The 16,476-nt window shown below is 75.2% G+C and carries 15 protein-coding genes; 10 read left to right on the forward strand and 5 right to left on the reverse strand.

Annotation, left to right across the window (positions count from 1 at the left end):
- Positions 1-2: 2 nt before the first annotated feature.
- The 8 genes from H9X71_RS09745 (at position 3) to H9X71_RS09780 (ending at position 8,928) form a co-directional block, all read left to right on the forward strand.
- Positions 3-1,115: a 2-keto-3-deoxygluconate permease gene (locus tag H9X71_RS09745; protein ID WP_191146914.1), complete on the forward strand. Its 1,113-nt coding sequence runs from the start codon at positions 3-5 to the stop codon at positions 1,113-1,115.
- Complete coding sequence (locus H9X71_RS09750) at positions 1,112-2,491, forward strand: four-carbon acid sugar kinase family protein (RefSeq protein ID WP_191146915.1); 1,380 nt, start codon at positions 1,112-1,114, stop codon at positions 2,489-2,491. The genes H9X71_RS09745 and H9X71_RS09750 overlap by 4 nt, the downstream gene beginning before the upstream one ends.
- On the forward strand, positions 2,488-3,528 hold the full coding sequence (gene pdxA / locus H9X71_RS09755) for a 4-hydroxythreonine-4-phosphate dehydrogenase PdxA (protein ID WP_191146916.1): 1,041 nt from the start codon (positions 2,488-2,490) through the stop codon (positions 3,526-3,528). The genes H9X71_RS09750 and pdxA overlap by 4 nt, the downstream gene beginning before the upstream one ends.
- Positions 3,529-3,549: 21 nt before the next feature.
- Positions 3,550-4,467 carry a GntR family transcriptional regulator gene (locus H9X71_RS09760; protein ID WP_191146917.1) on the forward strand — a complete coding sequence of 306 codons (918 nt, stop codon included), beginning with the start codon at positions 3,550-3,552 and terminating at the stop codon, positions 4,465-4,467.
- A 269-nt stretch (positions 4,468-4,736) separates the two neighbouring features.
- Complete coding sequence (locus H9X71_RS09765) at positions 4,737-5,639, forward strand: dienelactone hydrolase family protein (RefSeq protein WP_191146918.1); 903 nt, start codon at positions 4,737-4,739, stop codon at positions 5,637-5,639.
- A 246-nt stretch (positions 5,640-5,885) separates the two neighbouring features.
- Positions 5,886-7,325, forward strand: coding sequence for a threonine/serine exporter family protein (locus H9X71_RS09770; RefSeq protein ID WP_244961555.1), 1,440 nt, complete (start codon positions 5,886-5,888; stop codon positions 7,323-7,325).
- Between the two features lie 92 nt (positions 7,326-7,417).
- Positions 7,418-8,653 (forward strand): amidohydrolase, encoded by a 1,236-nt coding sequence (locus H9X71_RS09775; protein WP_191146919.1) that lies wholly within the window; start codon positions 7,418-7,420, stop codon positions 8,651-8,653.
- A 35-nt stretch (positions 8,654-8,688) separates the two neighbouring features.
- Positions 8,689-8,928, forward strand: coding sequence for a hypothetical protein (locus H9X71_RS09780; protein ID WP_191146920.1), 240 nt, complete (start codon positions 8,689-8,691; stop codon positions 8,926-8,928).
- Positions 8,929-8,970: 42 nt separating this feature from the next.
- Here H9X71_RS09780 and H9X71_RS09785 read toward each other — a convergent pair whose 3' ends face one another.
- Positions 8,971-9,462: a DoxX family protein gene (locus tag H9X71_RS09785; RefSeq protein ID WP_191146921.1), complete on the reverse strand. Its 492-nt coding sequence runs from the start codon at positions 9,460-9,462 to the stop codon at positions 8,971-8,973.
- 154 nt (positions 9,463-9,616) lie between these two features.
- Between H9X71_RS09785 and H9X71_RS09790 the strand changes: the two genes are divergently transcribed.
- Both H9X71_RS09790 and H9X71_RS09795 read left to right on the forward strand, forming a co-directional pair.
- Positions 9,617-10,726: a trypsin-like serine peptidase gene (locus H9X71_RS09790; protein WP_244961557.1), complete on the forward strand. Its 1,110-nt coding sequence runs from the start codon at positions 9,617-9,619 to the stop codon at positions 10,724-10,726.
- Entirely contained in the window at positions 10,723-11,283 is a 561-nt protein-coding gene (locus tag H9X71_RS09795; RefSeq protein WP_191146922.1) for a DinB family protein, read from the forward strand. The genes H9X71_RS09790 and H9X71_RS09795 overlap by 4 nt, the downstream gene beginning before the upstream one ends.
- A 6-nt stretch (positions 11,284-11,289) precedes the next feature.
- On the opposite strand, the gene H9X71_RS09800 is transcribed toward H9X71_RS09795, so the two are convergent.
- From H9X71_RS09800 to H9X71_RS09815, 4 genes are all read right to left on the reverse strand, one after another.
- Positions 11,290-12,423 (reverse strand): hypothetical protein, encoded by a 1,134-nt coding sequence (locus tag H9X71_RS09800; RefSeq protein WP_191146923.1) that lies wholly within the window; start codon positions 12,421-12,423, stop codon positions 11,290-11,292.
- Positions 12,420-13,583 (reverse strand): hypothetical protein, encoded by a 1,164-nt coding sequence (locus H9X71_RS09805; protein ID WP_191146924.1) that lies wholly within the window; start codon positions 13,581-13,583, stop codon positions 12,420-12,422. The genes H9X71_RS09800 and H9X71_RS09805 overlap by 4 nt, the downstream gene beginning before the upstream one ends.
- 127 nt (positions 13,584-13,710) lie before the next feature.
- Complete coding sequence (locus H9X71_RS09810) at positions 13,711-14,958, reverse strand: acyl-CoA dehydrogenase family protein (protein WP_191146925.1); 1,248 nt, start codon at positions 14,956-14,958, stop codon at positions 13,711-13,713.
- Between the two features lie 2 nt (positions 14,959-14,960).
- Positions 14,961-16,331, reverse strand: coding sequence for an LLM class flavin-dependent oxidoreductase (locus H9X71_RS09815; protein ID WP_191146926.1), 1,371 nt, complete (start codon positions 16,329-16,331; stop codon positions 14,961-14,963).
- Positions 16,332-16,476: the final 145 nt, after the last annotated feature.

Genomic DNA, 16,476 nt, shown 5'->3' on the forward strand with positions numbered 1-16,476 from the left:
CCATGGCATCCGACCCCTTGCCCACCAGCCGCGTCCCGTTGTTCGACGGGATGAACCGCATCCCCGGTGGCCTCATGCTCATCCCGCTGATCCTCGGATCCGTCGTCGGCACGTTCGCGCCCGGCTTCCTCGACCTCGGGAACTTCACCACCGCGCTGTTCAAGGACAGCGCGCTCCCCCTCATCGGCATCCTGATCTTCGCGACCGGCATGCAGATCACGCTCCGCACCTCGGGCCCCGTGCTCGCGACCTCGGGCGTGCTGCTGCTGACGAAGTCGATCATCCCGGCGACCGCCGTCGTGGTGCTCGGCAACCTGGTCGGGCTCGACGGCCTGCTCGGGGTGTCGATCCTGGCGCTGCTCGTGAGCATGGACAACAGCAACGGCGGCATCTGGCTCGCCTTCACCGGCCGCTACGGCCGGGAGCGCGACCGCGGGGCGTACATCGCCAGCGCGGTGAACGACGGCCCCTTCTTCTCGCTGCTGTTCCTCGGCGCCGCCGGCCTCGCCGACATCCCGTACACGCTGCTGCTCGCCGCCGTGATCCCGCTGCTGCTCGGCGTGATCGTCGGCAACCTGGATGCCAAGTGGACCGAGATCATGCGGCCCATCCCCAACATGGTCATCCCGTTCTTCGCGTTCGCGCTCGGGACCGGCATCGACCTCGGCAACGTCGTCTCGGGCGGGCTGTCGGGCATCGTGGTCGGGGTGATCGCGACCGTCTTCACCGGCACCGTGGCCTACCTCGGCTACCGGTTCCTGCTGCGCCGCGGGAAGGAGTCCGGCCTCGGCATCGCGTCGGCCACCACCGCGGGCAACGCGATCGCCACGCCCGCGATCGTCGGCGCGGCCGACCCGGCCTTCGCGCCGTACGTCGAGGTCGCGACCGCGCAGGTCGCCTCGGCGGTGCTCGTCTCGGCCGTGCTGGCGCCGATCCTCGCTGCCTGGGTGCTCAAGCGCGAGGGCGGGATGAAGGCCATCTCCGACGACCGGGCCCGCGACGCGGCGCTGGCCGAGAGCGAGGCCGCGGCGATCGCCGCCGATGCGGACGCGGACGGCTCAGGTCCCGGATCCACCGGCCGCCGCGGCGCCGGACCCGGGGCGGGTGCCGCGTGACGCCGGCCTCCCCCGCCGTGACGGCCGCCGCCGCGGGCACGCGGACGTCGGTCGGATCCGTCGCGATCGTCGCGGACGACCTCACGGGCGCCGCGGACTCCGCCGTGCAGTTCGCCCGGGCCGGCTGGGCCGCGCGCCTGGCGCTCGGCGGGGCCGTGCAGCAGCACGGCCACGACGGCTCCGTCATCGCGATCGTCACCGACGCGCGGGCGCAGGATCCAGACGAGGCCCGCGCGTCGACCCGCGCGGCCGTGGCACGCGCCGTGGCCGACGGTGACGACCGGCTCTTCGTGAAGATCGACTCGACCATGCGCGGCACCGTCCAGGAGCAGGTCGAGGGGGCGCTCGACGCCTGGTCCTCTCGCGAGCCGAGCGCCGTGGCCGTCGTCTGCCCGGCCTACCCCGCCATGGGCCGCACGGTCGAGGGCGGTCACCTGCTCGTCGACGGCCGGGGCGTCGAGACGACGTCGGTCGGCCGCGACCCCGTGACCCCGGTCACGACGAGCGCCCTGGCCGCCCTCCTCCCCGGCAGCGCGCACGTCGAGGCGGCCTCCGACGCCGCGGACCTCGCGGTGCGCATCGCGACGGCCGCCGCGGAGGGCGCCCGCGTGGTCACCGTCGACGCCGTCACCACCGCCGACCTGCGCTTCGTCGCGGAGGCGCTCGCCCTGCTCGGGCCGCGCGCCGTCCCCGTGGGATCCGCGGGGCTCGCCGGCGAGATGGCGCGCGAGTGGGGCGCGGGGCTCGACGCACCGCGCGCGGACTCCCCGCGCGCCGCCGCGTCCGTCGCCGCCCCGCGCCACGTGGTGGTCGTCGTCAGCTCGCTGCACGACGTCTCCCGCGGGCAGCACGCGCACCTCGCGGCAGCGGCCGCCGACGGATCCCTCCCCGAGCGCGTCCGCACCATCGCCCCCGCGCTCGACGCGCTGATCGGCGACGACGACGGGGTTCCGACCGCCGACGAGACGGGGACCGACGCGGACGCCGCAGCCGTCACCGTCGTCCTCGCCCCCGAGCGCACCGCGCGCGACGACCGCTCCGCGCCGGACGGATCGCCGACCGTGGCCGAGCGCGTCGCGGCCGGGCTCGCCCGCATCGCCGACCGCGTCGTCACCCGCCGCGGCGCGAGCGCGCTCGTGCTCATGGGCGGGGAGGGCGCGCGCGCCGTGCTCACCCGCCAGGGCGCCGAGGCGATCCTCGTCCGCGACGCCATCCGCGAGGGCATGCCCCTCGGCACCATCGAGGGCGGACGGCTGCACGGCATGCCCGTGGTGACCAAGGCGGGCGGCTTCGGCTCCCCCTCGTCGCTCACGGACATCGTGCCCGAGCTCCTCGACCACCCCGCATCCACCCCCACGCAAGGAGAAGCAGCATGACCCTCCCCCGTCTCGCCCTCACCCTCGGTGACGTCGCCGGCATCGGCCCCGAGATCACCGCCAAGACCCTGCTCGGCCACGACGACCTGCGCGAGAAGGCGATCCCCGTCGTCATCGGCGACGAGGCCGCCATGCGCCGCGGCGTCGTCGCCGTCGGCGGCGACCCGGAGAAGGTGCGCGTCATCGCCTCCGTCGCCGAGGCGCGCAACGAGCCCGGCACGATCGAGCTGATCCAGACGGGTCCGTCGCTCGCCGACGTGCCGGTGGGCGAGCTCAGCGCCGCGGCCGGCGACGGCTCCTACCGCTTCGTCGTGGAGGCGTGCCGGCTGGCGCGCGAGGGCGAGGTGGACGGCATCGTCACCGCCCCGCTCAACAAGGCCGCCATGCACGCGGGCGGGCACAAGTGGCCCGGCCACACCGAGCTCCTCGCGCACGAGTTCGGCGTGGAGAACTTCTCGCTCGTGCTCTCGGCCGGCGAGCTGTTCTTCTTCCACCTCACGACCCACGTGTCGATGCGGCAGGCGATCGACGACATCACGCCCCAGCGCACGGGCGACGTGCTCGACCTCGCCGGCGCGTTCGCCGCGTCCATGGGCACGCCCGACGAGCTCATCGGCCTCGCGGGCCTCAACCCGCACGCGGGCGAGAACCGGCTCTTCGGCGACGAGGACGCCGACATCCTCGCGCCCGCCGTCGCGGCCGCGAAGGAGCGGGGCCTGAACGTCGTCGGCCCCGTCCCCGGCGACGCGCTGATCCCGGCCGCCGTCCGCGGCAAGTACAAGCTCGTGGTCGTCTGCTACCACGACCAGGGGCACGCGCCCTTCAAGGCCGTCTACGGCGACGACGGCGTGAACATCACCGTGGGCCTGCCCGTGGTGCGGGTGTCCGTCGACCACGGGACCGCGTTCGACATCGCCGGGCAGGGCATCGCCCGCGAGGCGAGCCTTGTACTGTCGGTGGAGCGCGCCGCCTCCCTGGCCCCCGGCTGGGACCACGTCTGGCGCACGGCGCAGAAGATCGACGCCCCCGCCGCCTGACCCGTGACCCCCGAGGAGACCGTGCCGAACCGGATCGACGACCTGGATCCCGGCGCGATCTCCTCGGCGCACGCGGGCCCGCTGCACGCGCAGCTGACCGCGCTGCTGCGGGCCCGCATCGTCGACGGCGCCTGGCCGCCCGGCTCCCAGCTCCCGACCGAGGCCGAGCTGCAGGAGCGCTTCGGCGTGTCCCGCTCGGTCGTCCGCCAATCGCTGCACGCGCTGACGGCCGAGGGGCTCGTCCAGCGGGGACGCGGGCGCGGCAGCATCGTCGCGCCGCGCGGCGAGCTGCACCGCCTCGTGCAGCGGGTGTCGGGGCTCTCCACCCAGGTGCCGTCCGTGACCACGCGCGTGCTGGAGCTGGCGGCCGGGCGCGACGCGGACGCCGAGCGCGTGCTCGGCGGATCCGATGTGCACCTCCTGCGCCGGCTCCGCTCGGCGGGCGGCGAGGCCGTCGCGCTCATCCACACCTGGCTGCCCCGCCGCATCGCCGAGCGGCTGACGGCGGACGACCTCACCGACGCCTCCCTGCACGCGCTCCTCCGCTCCCGGCTCGGGGTACAGGTCGCCGCCGGCCGCCGGCAGGTGCGGGCCGTGGGCGCGTCGGCGGAGGTCGCCGCCGCGCTGCGCGTCGCCGAGGGCGCGCCCGTCCTGGTGCTCGAGGGGACGAGCACGGACGCGTCCGGGGATCCGGTCGAGGTGTTCCGCACCTGGCACCGGGCCGACCGCTTCGTCTTCGACATCGACGTCCTGACGGGCGACGGGGAGCCGGCGCCTCCGACGCGCCCGGCCGCCGCCGACGACCCGGCCGGGTCGTCCGACCCGGTCGTCGAGGCGCCGTCGTCCTCCCCGGACGCAAGCTCCGACGACGCCGCCCTCGCCGCGCGCGCGCTCGCCCTCTCCCGCGAGCTGGCGGACCTGGCGCGCCGCCTGCGCTGACGCCGACCGCGCGTCGCGCGTCGACCGTCGGCGGGACGCGCGGCGCCGACCGCACCGGACGCCCGTCCGCGGCCCCGGGAGGGCAGCCGCGGCCACGCGCGCCGGCGCGCGCACGTGAGTCCACCGGTCCCGCCGCGTGCCGATCATCCCCAGGGCCCGCCGCTGGGGAGAGCGGCGGCGACCGGCGGGGCGCCGACCCGTAACGTCCTGCGGCATCCCCGTCGGCGCTCGCCGCCGGCATCCCCTCACCTCGAACAGAGAGATGACCCATGTCCGTCATGCCCTCCCCGCTCCGCCGCCCCGCGGCCGTCGCCGCCCTCGCGCTGGTCGCGACCCTCGCGATCCCCACCGCCGCCGAGGCCCACGCGCCCGTCCACCGCCCGGCCGCCCCGCACGCGAGCCCCGCCCACCACCACGCCCCGTTCGCCGTGCGCACCACGGTCGTCCCGAGGACGGCCGTCACGGCGTTCGGCGGCGGCGTGATCTACGAGCCCCAGGCCACCGGCAAGCCCGTCCTCGGCGCGGTCGTCATCACGCCCGGCTTCACGGACACGAACGCCGACGAGAAGGAGATGGCGGAGCTCGTCGCCTCGCAGGGCTTCGTCGCGTTCGCGATCGACACGCTCGACGTGGGCGACCTCCCCGACCAGCGCGCCACCGAGATCCTCGCGGCGGCCGACTACCTCACCGGGCAGAGCGCGGTGAAGTCCCAGGTCTCCGCGAAGGACCTCGCCTTCATCGGGTACTCGATGGGCGGCGGCGGCACCTTCCAGGCCGCGCAGGCGCGCCCGTCGGTCAAGGCCGCGATCGGGCTCATGCCCTTCGACATCCCCGACGCGAACGACCCGAACGCGACGACCCCGTCGTACCCGGAACTGACGACGCCGAGCCTCGTCATCACCGGCCAGAAGGACGACGTCGCCGACCCGGAGTACTTCGGCAAGCCCATCTACGACTCCATCCCCGTCGGCACGCCGAAGCAGTACCTGGAGCTCACGGGCCTCGGCCACGGCGCGGGCGAGCACGTGCCGGCCCCCACCATCCGGGTCGCGGTCACGGCGTTCCTCAAGCGCTACCTCGACGGCAACAGCGCGTACGCGAAGTACATCTGCCCGGCCCCGAAGGTCGGCGGCCCCATCAGCGCGTCGCTCAGCTCCTGCCCCCAGGGCTGATCCCCTCCGCTCGCCCCGCGCGGCGTCCGACCACCCGGTCGGGCGCCGCGCGGGCGTGTCCCCCGACGCGCGCCTAGTCTGGGAGCGATCCACCATCCGCCCCCGCTCGACGCGGGCCGGCCCCCGAACGGAGCGCTGATCGCGCTGAGCACCACCCCGCCGCCCGCGGATCCGCGTCGCCCCCGCCGGGACCCCGGCGCCGCGCGTCCGCCGCGCCAGCGCCGCCGCCGCGTCAACCCGCAGGAGATGCGCGACGTCCGCGCCCGCCTCCGCGGCACCATCTACGAGGGCACCGAGCCCGCCCACGGCCGCCTCGGCGACCTCTACTCCCCGCGCCAGATCGTCGACTTCTGCCTCGACCTAGGCGAGGTGATGCTCGCCTCCGGCGCCGACGTGCGCGCGGTCGAGATCGCGATCGTCGCCGTGAGCACGAAGTGGAACCTCGCCCCGCTGGAGCTCGACATCACGGGCACGGCCATCACCATCCAGTACGCGCCGCTCGAGGGACCGCCGCTCGTGAAGCTGCGCGTCGTCACCGCCGAGGGCAGCGACCTGCACCGGCTCTCGCTCGTGTACCAGATCGTCGACGAGCTGCTCCACGACGACCGCGACATGACGAGCGCCGTCGACGGGCTCGTCGAGGTGCTCAAGTCGCCGCCGCGCTGGCCGTCGTGGATCACCGACGCGGCCATGGGCCTCTTCGGCGTCTCCGTCTCGCTGCAGGCCGGCGGCACGCTCGCGGGCGCCGTCGGCGCGTTCCTGCTGATGATCGGCGCCATGGTGCTCGGGCGGCAGCTGTCCCGCCGCGGCATCCCGCCGTTCTTCGTCGTCGCCGTGCAGTCCGCGGGCGTCGCCGCCGTGGGCACGCTCGCCATCTGGTGGGGCCTGATGCCCGCGGGCAGCGCGGCCGCCATGGTCGCGGCCGTGGTGGTGCTGATCCTCCCCCACGTCACGATCGTCACGTGGGCGCAGGACGCCATCTCGGGCTTCCGGGCCATGGCGCTGTCGCGGGCGATGATCATCGTGCTCATCGTCGCGGGCATCGCCGTCGGCATCCCGGGCGGCCTCGCCCTCACCGCGGGCGTCGACATCGAGGTCGACCCCACGGACATCACGCTGCGGGCGCTCCCCCTCTGGATGCTGCTCATCACGACGTTCTTCGCGGCCGGCGCCACCGGGATCACGCAGGGCGCCAACGCGCGCGTGATGCCCGTCGCCATCGCCGTGGCGCTCGTCGGCACGATCTCCCTCTGGGTCCTCAAGGCCGCCGGCGTGCCCCTGCTCGCGGCCACGTTCCTCGTGGCGACGCTGCTCGGCGCGCTCGGGACGGTGGTCGCGGCGCGCCTCCGGGTGTCGGCCACGGCGATCGCGGTGCCCGCGTTCTGCGGATCGCTCCTGCCGTCGCTCGCCGTCGCCTCCGCGCTCCTCAACTCCATGGCCGGCACCTCGGGCGCGACGGGCGCGTTCGTCGGCGCCATGGCGACCACCCTCGCGATCGGCGCGGGCCTCGTGCTCGGCAGCCTCCTCGCGACCCCGCAGGCGCGTCGCCACCTCCGCCGCCGCTCCAAGCGCGTGGTGGTGCAGTCGGTGCGGATGGACACGACGCCCATCGGGATCATCCGCGACCCGTCGCTGCTCGATCCCGCGCCCGCGCCGTCGCCCGCCGGCACCGCCGACGGCGCCTGACCGCGCGCGGCGCCGGGGCCCGGGAGGGTCGGGCCTAGCCTGGGAGGACAGGTCCCCACGAGGGACGCCCGCCACCCCCGAGGAGGATCCCCATGGACGTGCACCCCGGCGTCACCCTGCTGGACGACGACGTGCGGGACGCGCACGAGCTGTTCCGCTCGCTGCACGCGCACCCCGAGCTCTCGATGCAGGAGCACGCGACCGCCGCCGCGATCGAGGCGTACCTCGAGGCGATCGGCGCCGAGACGAGCCGCTGCGGCGGCACCGGCGTGGTCGGGATCCTCCGCAACGGCGACGGCCCCGTGGTCGCCTTCCGCGCCGACACCGACGGCCTGCCCATCCTCGAGGAGACCGGCCTCGCGTGGGCGAGCCGCGACACGGGCGTGCAGCGCGACGGCACCGAGGTGCCCACGATGCACGGCTGCGGCCACGACTTCCACGTCGCCGCCGCCCTCACGACGGCGCAGGCGCTCGCGGCCAACCGCGACGCGTGGGCCGGCACGATCGTCTTCGTCTTCCAGCCCGGCGAGGAGACCGGCGAGGGCGCCCGCGCGATGCTCGCCGACGGCCTCTGGGACCGCGCGCCGCGCCCCGAGGTGATCCTCGGCCAGCACGTCTTCCCGCTCCCGGTCGGCATGGTCGCGACCCGCGAGGGCGCCTTCATGAGCATGTCCGACTCGTGGCGCGTCACCGTGAAGGGCCGCGGCGCCCACGGGTCGCAGCCGCACAACTCCATCGACCCGATCGTCGCCGCGAGCGCCATCGTGCTGCGCCTGCAGACGGTCGTCGCCCGCGAGATCGACCCGCAGGCCGCGGCGGTCGTGACCGTCGGCACGTTCCAGGCGGGCACGAAGGAGAACATCATCCCCGAGCACGCGGTGCTGGGCCTCAGCATCCGGACCTTCGACCCGGCCGTGCGCGAGCGCGTGCTCGGCGCCGTCCGGCGGATCATCCTGGCCGAGGCCGCCGCGAGCGGCGCGCCGGAGCCGGAGATCGAGGAGATCGTCTCGTTCCCGCTCAACCGCAACGACCCGGAGGCGACGCGCGGCGTCGTCGCGGCGCTCACCGCGCAGCTCGGGGCGGACCGCGTCGTCGAGTCGCCGCCCATCATGGGCAGCGAGGACTTCGGGATCTTCGGCGAGGCCATCGGGGTGCCGACCGTCTACTGGGCGTTCGGCGGCGTGGAGCCCGAGGCGCTCGGCGGCGAGACCCCGCCGCCCGGCAACCACACCCCGCAGTTCGCGCCGACCATCGAGGGCACCATCGAGACGGGCGTCAAGGCCGCGACGGCCGCGCTGCTCTCGCGCGTCGGCGTGGCCCGCGCGTAGGGTCGATCGCACACGCGCACGGAGGAGGCACCACCATGTCGGATGTCCTGATCGCCGGGATCGTCGTCGTCCCGCTCGTCCTGGCCTACGTCGCGCTCATCGCGACGGCGCTCGTGCAGGTCGTCCGCGACCGCACGCTCGCCGGGCTCTCCCGCGACCTGTGGATCGCCGCGCTCGTGCTCGTCCCGGTCCTCGGCGAGTTGGCCTGGTACGGCGCGGGGCACCGCACGGTCGACGCGCAGCGCGCCGTCGAGCGCCTGCGCCTCGGCCTGTAGCCGCCGCTCGCCCGGAGCGTCCGCGCCCGCCGCTCGACCCGGTCAGCGGCGGGCGCGCCGGTTCCGCCAGGCGGACCACGCGCCGGTCGACCACAGCGCCCAGACCACGAGCAGCGGCTGGAACACCAGGCGGATCGCGCGGGCGGCGTCGGTCTCCAGGCCGAACGCGGGCGTGCGGGTGACGAGCTGGGAGATGTTGCCGGGGAAGATCGCGACGAAGAACGCCGCCACGACGAGCCCGACCCAGATGCGCCAGCGCCCGAGCAGCACGAGCGACAGGCCCAGCAGGATCTCGACGACGCCCGACGCGAGCACCACGAAGTCGGGGTCCATCGGCAGCCAGGTGGGGACCTGCGCCTGGAACGACTCCCGCGCGACCGTGAGGTGCCCGGTGCCGGCCATGACCAGCACGAGCCCGAGCAGGATCCGCGCGAGCGTGCGCGGGATCGAGCGCCGGCCGCCGTCGGGGGCGATGCGCGGATCCGCCGCCCGCTCGTCGGCGTCGGTCGGGCGGGAGGCGGGGCGCGAGGTCATGGCCCCAGTCTGACCGGCCGCGGATGTGCGCCGGCGGCACGCGGCACCGCGCGCGCGCGCTTGTTCGCCGTCCGCTCGCCCCGGCGCCGCCGACGGCTACCGTCGGGGCCTCGGCCGCCGGTCCGGGGGCCGCTCCCCCACGGAAAGGCCGTCCATGACGCACGCGTCCCGTACCGCCGCACGGATCCTCGCCCGCACGCTCCTCCGCCGCCCGACCCTCGCCGTGGTCGCGGGGGCCGTGGGGGCCGCGGGCCTCCTCGCCCTCGTCGCCGTCTCCCCCGCGGCGTCCGCCACCGCGGACGACGCCGTCCCCGCTCCCACGACCGTCGCCCGCTCCGCCGCCGAGGCCGCGGACGCCGTGGCCTTCTGGACGCCGGAGCGGCTCGACGGAGCCGGATCCCCCGAGCTGACCCGCGCGACGGGCACCCCGGGCACGCCCGACGACACCCCGTCCGCGGACGAGCTCGCGACCTCCGCCGCCCGCGAGCAGCACCGCGCGCGCCCCGTCATCCCGGTGGCGCAGCGGGTCGACCCCGTCTCGCACGTCGGGGTCGTCGCGTACGTCGTCGACGGCAAGGAGATGAGCTGCACGGGCAACGCCGTCGAGTCCGCCGACGGCCTCACGGTCGCCACCGCGGGCCACTGCGCGTTCCCCGGGAAGGACCCGTCGAGGATGGTGTTCGTGCCCGGGTACGTGAAGGGCGAGCCGTACACGATCTGGCCGGTCACCTCGGTGACGCTGCCCGCCGGCTGGCGCGAGACGCTGGATCCGGCGCGCGACACCGCCTTCCTCACGGTCGCGAGCCCCGACGGGCGCACCCTCACCGAGGCCGTCGGCGCCTCCCCCGTCGAGTTCCACCAGGGGCTGACGCACTACACGACGATCGTCGGGTACCCCGCGTCGGGCCGGTTCACGGGCGACGCGCCGTACCTCTGCAGCGGCACCGCGCGGGCCACGCACCTCGACGGCCAGAGCGGCCAGGAGCTCGACTGCGACATGAAGGAGGGCGCGTCCGGCGCTCCGCTGTTCGACGGATCCGGCCCGGGCGCCCGCCAGTACAGTGTGCTGTCCGGCGGCCTGGAGGAGGCGCCGCTCGTGGTCGCCCCCGTGTGGGACCGCGTCATCGAGGCGGCCTACCGGACCGCGCAGGCGCACGTCGGCTGTTCCCGCCCGGGTCGCGCGCCCACCCCGCGCCGGCGCGCGACCCGGCCCGCCCGCGGGTCTTCCCCACCCGCCGGAACCGGCCCTAGGCTCCCGCCATGAGCCACGACACCCCCGAGGTCCCCGGCCTCGCGAGCGGCCCGGACGCCGACGTCCTCGGCCCCGACGACCGCCCCCGCCCGCCGCGCGCCGACGAGCGCGCCTGCCTCGCCGGCTTCCTCGCGCTCAACCGCGCCACCGTGATCCGCAAGGCCCGCGGCCTCTCGGACGCCGACGCCGCGCGCCGCGTCCTCCCCAGCCCCACCTCGGTCGCGGGCGTGCTCCGGCACCTCGCCGACGTCGAGCGCTCGTGGACCGTCGAGCTGATGGAGGCGGGCGACTACGACCGCCGCTTCGGCGGCGACGACGACCCCGACGGCGAGTGGCGGGTCGCGCCCACCGACTCCCTCGCGGAGATCGTCGCCGACTACGAGCGGGCGTGCGCGGAGAGCGACGCCGTGATCGCGCGCCACGACCTCGACGACGTCGCCGCCGGCGGGCCGCCCGACGAGATGCCGTCGCTGCGCTGGATCGTCGTGCACCTCATCGAGGAGACGGCGCGCCACGCGGGCCACGTCGACGTGGTGCGCGAGCTCCTCGACGGCGTCACGGGCGAGTGATCCGCGTCAGTCGAGCACCAGCACGGCGACGATCCCGACCACGGACAGGAGCAGCGGCACGCCCACCGCGATGACGCCGCCGAGCGTCGGGGTCATGCGCAGGCGCCGCGCGCCCCGCGGACGCGATGCCCGGCCACTGTCGGGGAGGCCCATCGCCTCGAGCGCCGCGTCGAGCGCGGACGGCTCGTCGGCGCGCTCGAGCGGATCGGCGCGCCAGCGCTCCCACCGCTCGACCTTCGCTACGAGCGCGGTCGTCGCCTCGATCACGTCGCGCCAGCGCTCCGGGTCGCACGTCACGACGTCGTCGAACGAGGTGAGGAGCAGCCGGTCGCCGACGACCTCCACGTCGAGGCCGCGCACCCGGTCGATGAGCAGCGCGAGGATGTCGGGCGTGAAGAGGTGGAGGGCGTCCCGCTCGCTGCCGGCCGGGCAGTGCAGCGCGTAGTGGCGGTCGAAGTCGCCCTCGAGCGACAGGCGCTGCTCGCGGTCCGGCCGCGACATCATCGTCAGCGCCCGCCGGACGACGCCCCGCCGCGCGATGACGCGGATGTGCGGCATCTCGTGCGCGAGCCGGATCATCGCGTACCCGCCGAAGCGCGGCGCCCCCTCGCGCCGCCCGGCCGTGACGATCTCGTGGTTCCCGAACTCGATCCCGGGCGCCAGGGTCGGCCGCATCACCCGCGTGAGGTCGAAGAAGCGTCGCGCGGATCCGAAGCGCCCGTCCGACATCGGCCCAGGAAGGTACTCCATGCCGTTGGCCGCCGCGAAGCGCACGAGCCGGAGGTGGGCCCGGTAGCCGCCGCGGCGCCCGCGCGAGCGGATGACCCAGCTGCCCGACACGACGAGCAGGATGGCGAAGATCGCGGCCATCAGCGCCTGGAAGAGGACCTGCTCGCCGGCGTCGGGCGCGCCCTCCTGCAGCGTCTCCGCGATGATCCCGGCGAACAGGGCGAGCGCGATGACGCTGTCCCACAGGAGGAAGCGCATGAGGAAGGTGCGCGCCTTCACGCCGATGCCCTCCGCCTCCGGGTGCGCGCGGCGGAACTCCCGGCGGAACGCGCGGAGGTCCGGGCGGCGGATCCGGTCGGTGAGCGGACCCGTGTCGAGCCTCGCCCGCGTGAGCGCCGTGACGCGGCTCACGGCAGCGTCGTGATCAGGAAGCCGAGGCCGAGGAAGACGGCCGCGAGCAGGAGGAGCAGGACGAGGCCGAGAGTGGGCCGCATCCGGAGCCGCCGGCCGGCCGCCGCGACGCCGCGCGCACGACGGGGCCGGCGGCGCGCCTTCCCGGGCTCGGGCACGGCGAGCGCGTCGTCGGACGCCGTGAGTGCCAACGCCCCCTCCCCCTCGAGCGACAGCAGCCGGTCGTCGCGCCAGCGCTCCCAGCGGTCGACCTTCGCCATCAGGGCCGCGGTCGCGTCGAGCACGTCGTGCCAGCGGTCGGGATCCAGCGTCACCATGTCGGCCGGCGAGCGCAGCAGCAGCCGGTCGCCGCGGATCTCCACGTCGAAGCCGCCCACCCGGTCGACGAGCACCGCCATCACGTCGGGGGTGAAGAGGTACAGGGCGTCGCGCTCGTACCCTTCCGGGCAGTACAGCGCCGCGTGCCGGTCGAAGTCGCCCTCGAGCTCGAGCCGCTGGTCGGGCGCCACGTCGACCGTGGGCGTCATCGCCCGGCGGAGGCGCGTCCGGTTGGAGATGACCTGGATGTGCGGGAGCTCGCGCCGCAGGCCGATCATCGCGTAGCCGCCGTACTGCGTGATCCCGGACGCCGTCGACGCCCGGCTCAGCTCGTGGTTCCCGAACTCGACCGGTCGGGCGGTGCGCGGCCGCATGACGCGGGTGACGTACATGCCGCGCGCGGCGACCTCGCCCATGTGCCCGTCGGAGAGCGGGCCTGGCGCGTAGCTCATGCCGTTGGCCCGGCCGAAGCGCGCGAGGCGGTAGTGGCTGCGGATCGTGCTCCGGCGACGGCGGGTGCGGATCAGGTACCACGCGAAGAAGATCCCCGCGCCGAGCAGCGGGATGCCGAAGACGGTCATGCCGAGGGCGTCGCCGCGGGTCTCGGGGTCGTCGGTGAGGACGGCGCCGAGGCCGGCCACGAGCACGAAGACGCCGCCGAGCGGGATCGTGAGCACCGCCAGCACGCCCATCGCGATCCGGCCGAGCAGGAACAGCGGCGACACCAGGACCGGGAACCGGGCGGTGAACCCGCGTCGGAAGCGGCGGAGGTCGTCGCGGTCGATGCGGCCGGTCAGCGGCGTCGTGTCCAGCTGCGGCCGGCTGGGCGCGTGCGTCGTCATGGATCCCCTCGTCCCGCGGCGTCGCGGCCGCCCGTCCACCGTACCGAGGCGGCGCGGTGCCTCCCGGCGCGCGGACGCCCCCAGGTCGGGCGGCACAGCACGGCACGTCGACGCACGGGCGCGGCGGTCAGCGCGGGAACGTCGTCGCGCCCACCTTCTCGTAGGCGGCCCACGCGTCGACCGGGCCGCGGCCTTCGACCGCGTACTCGCCGACGGTGCGCGCCTTGAAGATCGCCGGGTTGTGGCTCGCGACCACGCGGGCGTTCCGCCAGTGCCGGTCGAGGGCGCGCTCGCGGAACGTCGCGGACGCTCCCCCGACCTCGAACAGGAGCGTCGCCGCCGCCGGCACCTGCTCGACCGCCAGCACCTGCGCCTGGTAGACGGCGTTCTCGGCGGCGTCGAGCGCCGGTCGGTCGAGGGGCGATCCGGGCGGCGCGGTCGCGACGGCGTCGTCGAGCAGGGCGGCGGCCGCGAGCGCGGTGGCGCGCGCGGCGAACGCGGCCGACGAGATCCGGCCGACGACCTCGAGCACCTGCGGGTCGTCCTTCGGCAGCGCGGCGTTCGCGTGGATGTAGGTGCGCGTGCGGCTCCGCACGTACGCGGCCGCGTCGCGCTCGACCTCCTCGGCGATCCCGGCCAGCACCGCGACGAGGTGCAGCTGGTAGAAGGCCTGGATGTGGCTCAGCGGCGCCTCGCGGTACGCGGTGACGGTCGCGGGATCCACCTCCACCGCCTCGAAGGTCGTGGTGCCGCTCGCGGTGAGGGTCTGGCCGAAGGCGTCCCAGTCGTCGACGGCGGTGACGCCCGGCGCGTCCGTCGGGATGGCCAGGGTCACGCGCTCCACGCCGTCGGCGGCCTGACGCCCCGCGGCCAGGTAGATCCAGTCGGAGTAGAGCGTGCCCGTGGAGTAGTACTTGGTGCCGTCGAGGAGCCAGCGGCCGTCGCGCTCGGTGAGCGTCGTGGAGATGTCGGCGAGCGTGGTGCCGGTCTGCTCGCTCGTGGCGTTGCCGACGACGGCGCCGGACGCGATGCGGCGGATCCACTCGTCGCGCGCGGGGCCGGGCGGCCGGCGCAGCACCAGCTCGACGTAGCCGAAGTGGCCGCGGAGCAGGTGGCCGACGTTGGCGTCGGCGGCCGAGAGCTCGATGATCAGCTCGACGAGCTGGGCCAGGGACGCGCCGCGGCCCCCGTCGGCGACGGGCAGGCGGATCGCGCCGAACCGCGCCTCGCGGAGGAGCGCGACGGCGTCGTGCGCGAGCTCCCGGTCGCGCTCACGGGCGACGGCGCCCTCGCGGATCCGGTCGAACAGCGGCCGGAGCTCGGCGCGCAGCTCGGCGGTGGTCGCGGCAGTCGCGGCCGTCGCGGCGTCGGCCACTGTCACGAGAACGCGCCCCGGTAGGCGGCCGCCGGGTGCGACTCCGGCAGCCGGTCGCGCCCGGTGAGCTTGTGCCGGAGCGTGCCGGGCTCGTACTCGCGCTGCTGCAGGCCGCGCTCCTGGAGGACGGGCGTCACGTGGTCGACGAAGTCCTCGTAGCTGCCGGGGAGGGTCCAGTTGATGACGTTGATCCCGTCGACGCCCGCCTCCTGCCAGCCCGCGAGCACGTCGGCGATCTGCTCGGGCGTGCCGACGACGCGGCCGCGGAGCTTCGCGGAGAGCCGCGCGAGGTCGGCGATGGTCGGCTCGCGGTCGGGCGACGCCTCCCGCAGCCAGTTGAGGTGGCTCTGCCCGGCCTGCGTCTCGACCTGGCTGAGCGGCGTCGCCGGATCCAGCTGCTCGCCCGTCCTCGGGTCGAAGCCGAGGTTGGAGTGCAGGAGGAAGCCGTCGGCGCTCAGGTATTCGTCGATCTCGGCCTCGTTGCGCTTCGCCTCCTCCTCGGTGCTCCCCGTGATGAAGGAGAGCCCGAGCCAGAAGGAGAGGTCGTCCGCCCGGCGCCCGGCGTCCACGGCGAGCGCCCGCGTGTCCTCGATGAGGGCGCGGGTCTTCTCCGGCGTCGACGACAGGATGAACTGCGCCTCCGCGTTCCGGGCGGCGAAGCGGCGGCCGACGGGCGAGGATCCGGCCTGGAACAGCACGGGCGTCCGTTGCGGCGACGGCGACGACAGGTGCGGGCCGGCCACCTTGTAGCGCGGCCCCTCGTGGTCGATGCGGTGGATCCTCGACGCGTCCGAGAACACCCCGCGCTCCTTGTCGCGCTGGAGCGCGTCGTCGTCCCACGAGCCCTCCCACAGCTTGTAGACGACGTCGAGGTACTCGTCGGCCCAGGCGTAGCGGGCGTCGTGGTCCTCGAGGCCGTCGTGGCCGAAGTTGCGGGCGGCGCCGTCGAGCGCGCTGGTGACGACGTTCCAGGCGATGCGGCCCTTCGTGATGTGGTCGAGCGTCGAGACCTTGCGCGCGAAGTCGAACGGGTGCGCCTGCAGCACGGAGCTCGTGAACGCGAAGCCGAGGTGCTCCGTGCTCACGGCGAGCGCGGAGATCAGCACGGAGGGGTCGTTGCTCGGGAACTGGAGGCCCTCGCGCGCGTTCACGTCGTAGGCGCCGTCGCCCGGACCGTAGAGGCCCACGACGTCGGCGAAGAACATGGCGTCGAAGCGGCCGCGCTCGAGCGTCCTCGCGAGGTCCACCCACAGCTGCACGTCGTCGAACTCGTGCTGCCGGGCGGACGGGTGCCGCCACAGCCCGTGCTGGATGTGGCTGGCGGTGTTCATCACGAACGCGGCGAAGCGGAGCGGGGGCCGGGCGTCGGGCATGGGGATCCTCTCGTCGGGGTCCCACCCTCCCACCCGCTTCCCCACGCGCCGGAATCCGGGGCGGCGCGTGTGACGCGGCGTTACCGGCGCGCGTTACGCGGCGTGACCGCGGCTCTTCCCCGGCCGGGGGATCACGGGCCACGGT

Source organism: Clavibacter zhangzhiyongii, from assembly GCF_014775655.1.
Classification (GTDB): domain Bacteria; phylum Actinomycetota; class Actinomycetes; order Actinomycetales; family Microbacteriaceae; genus Clavibacter; species Clavibacter zhangzhiyongii.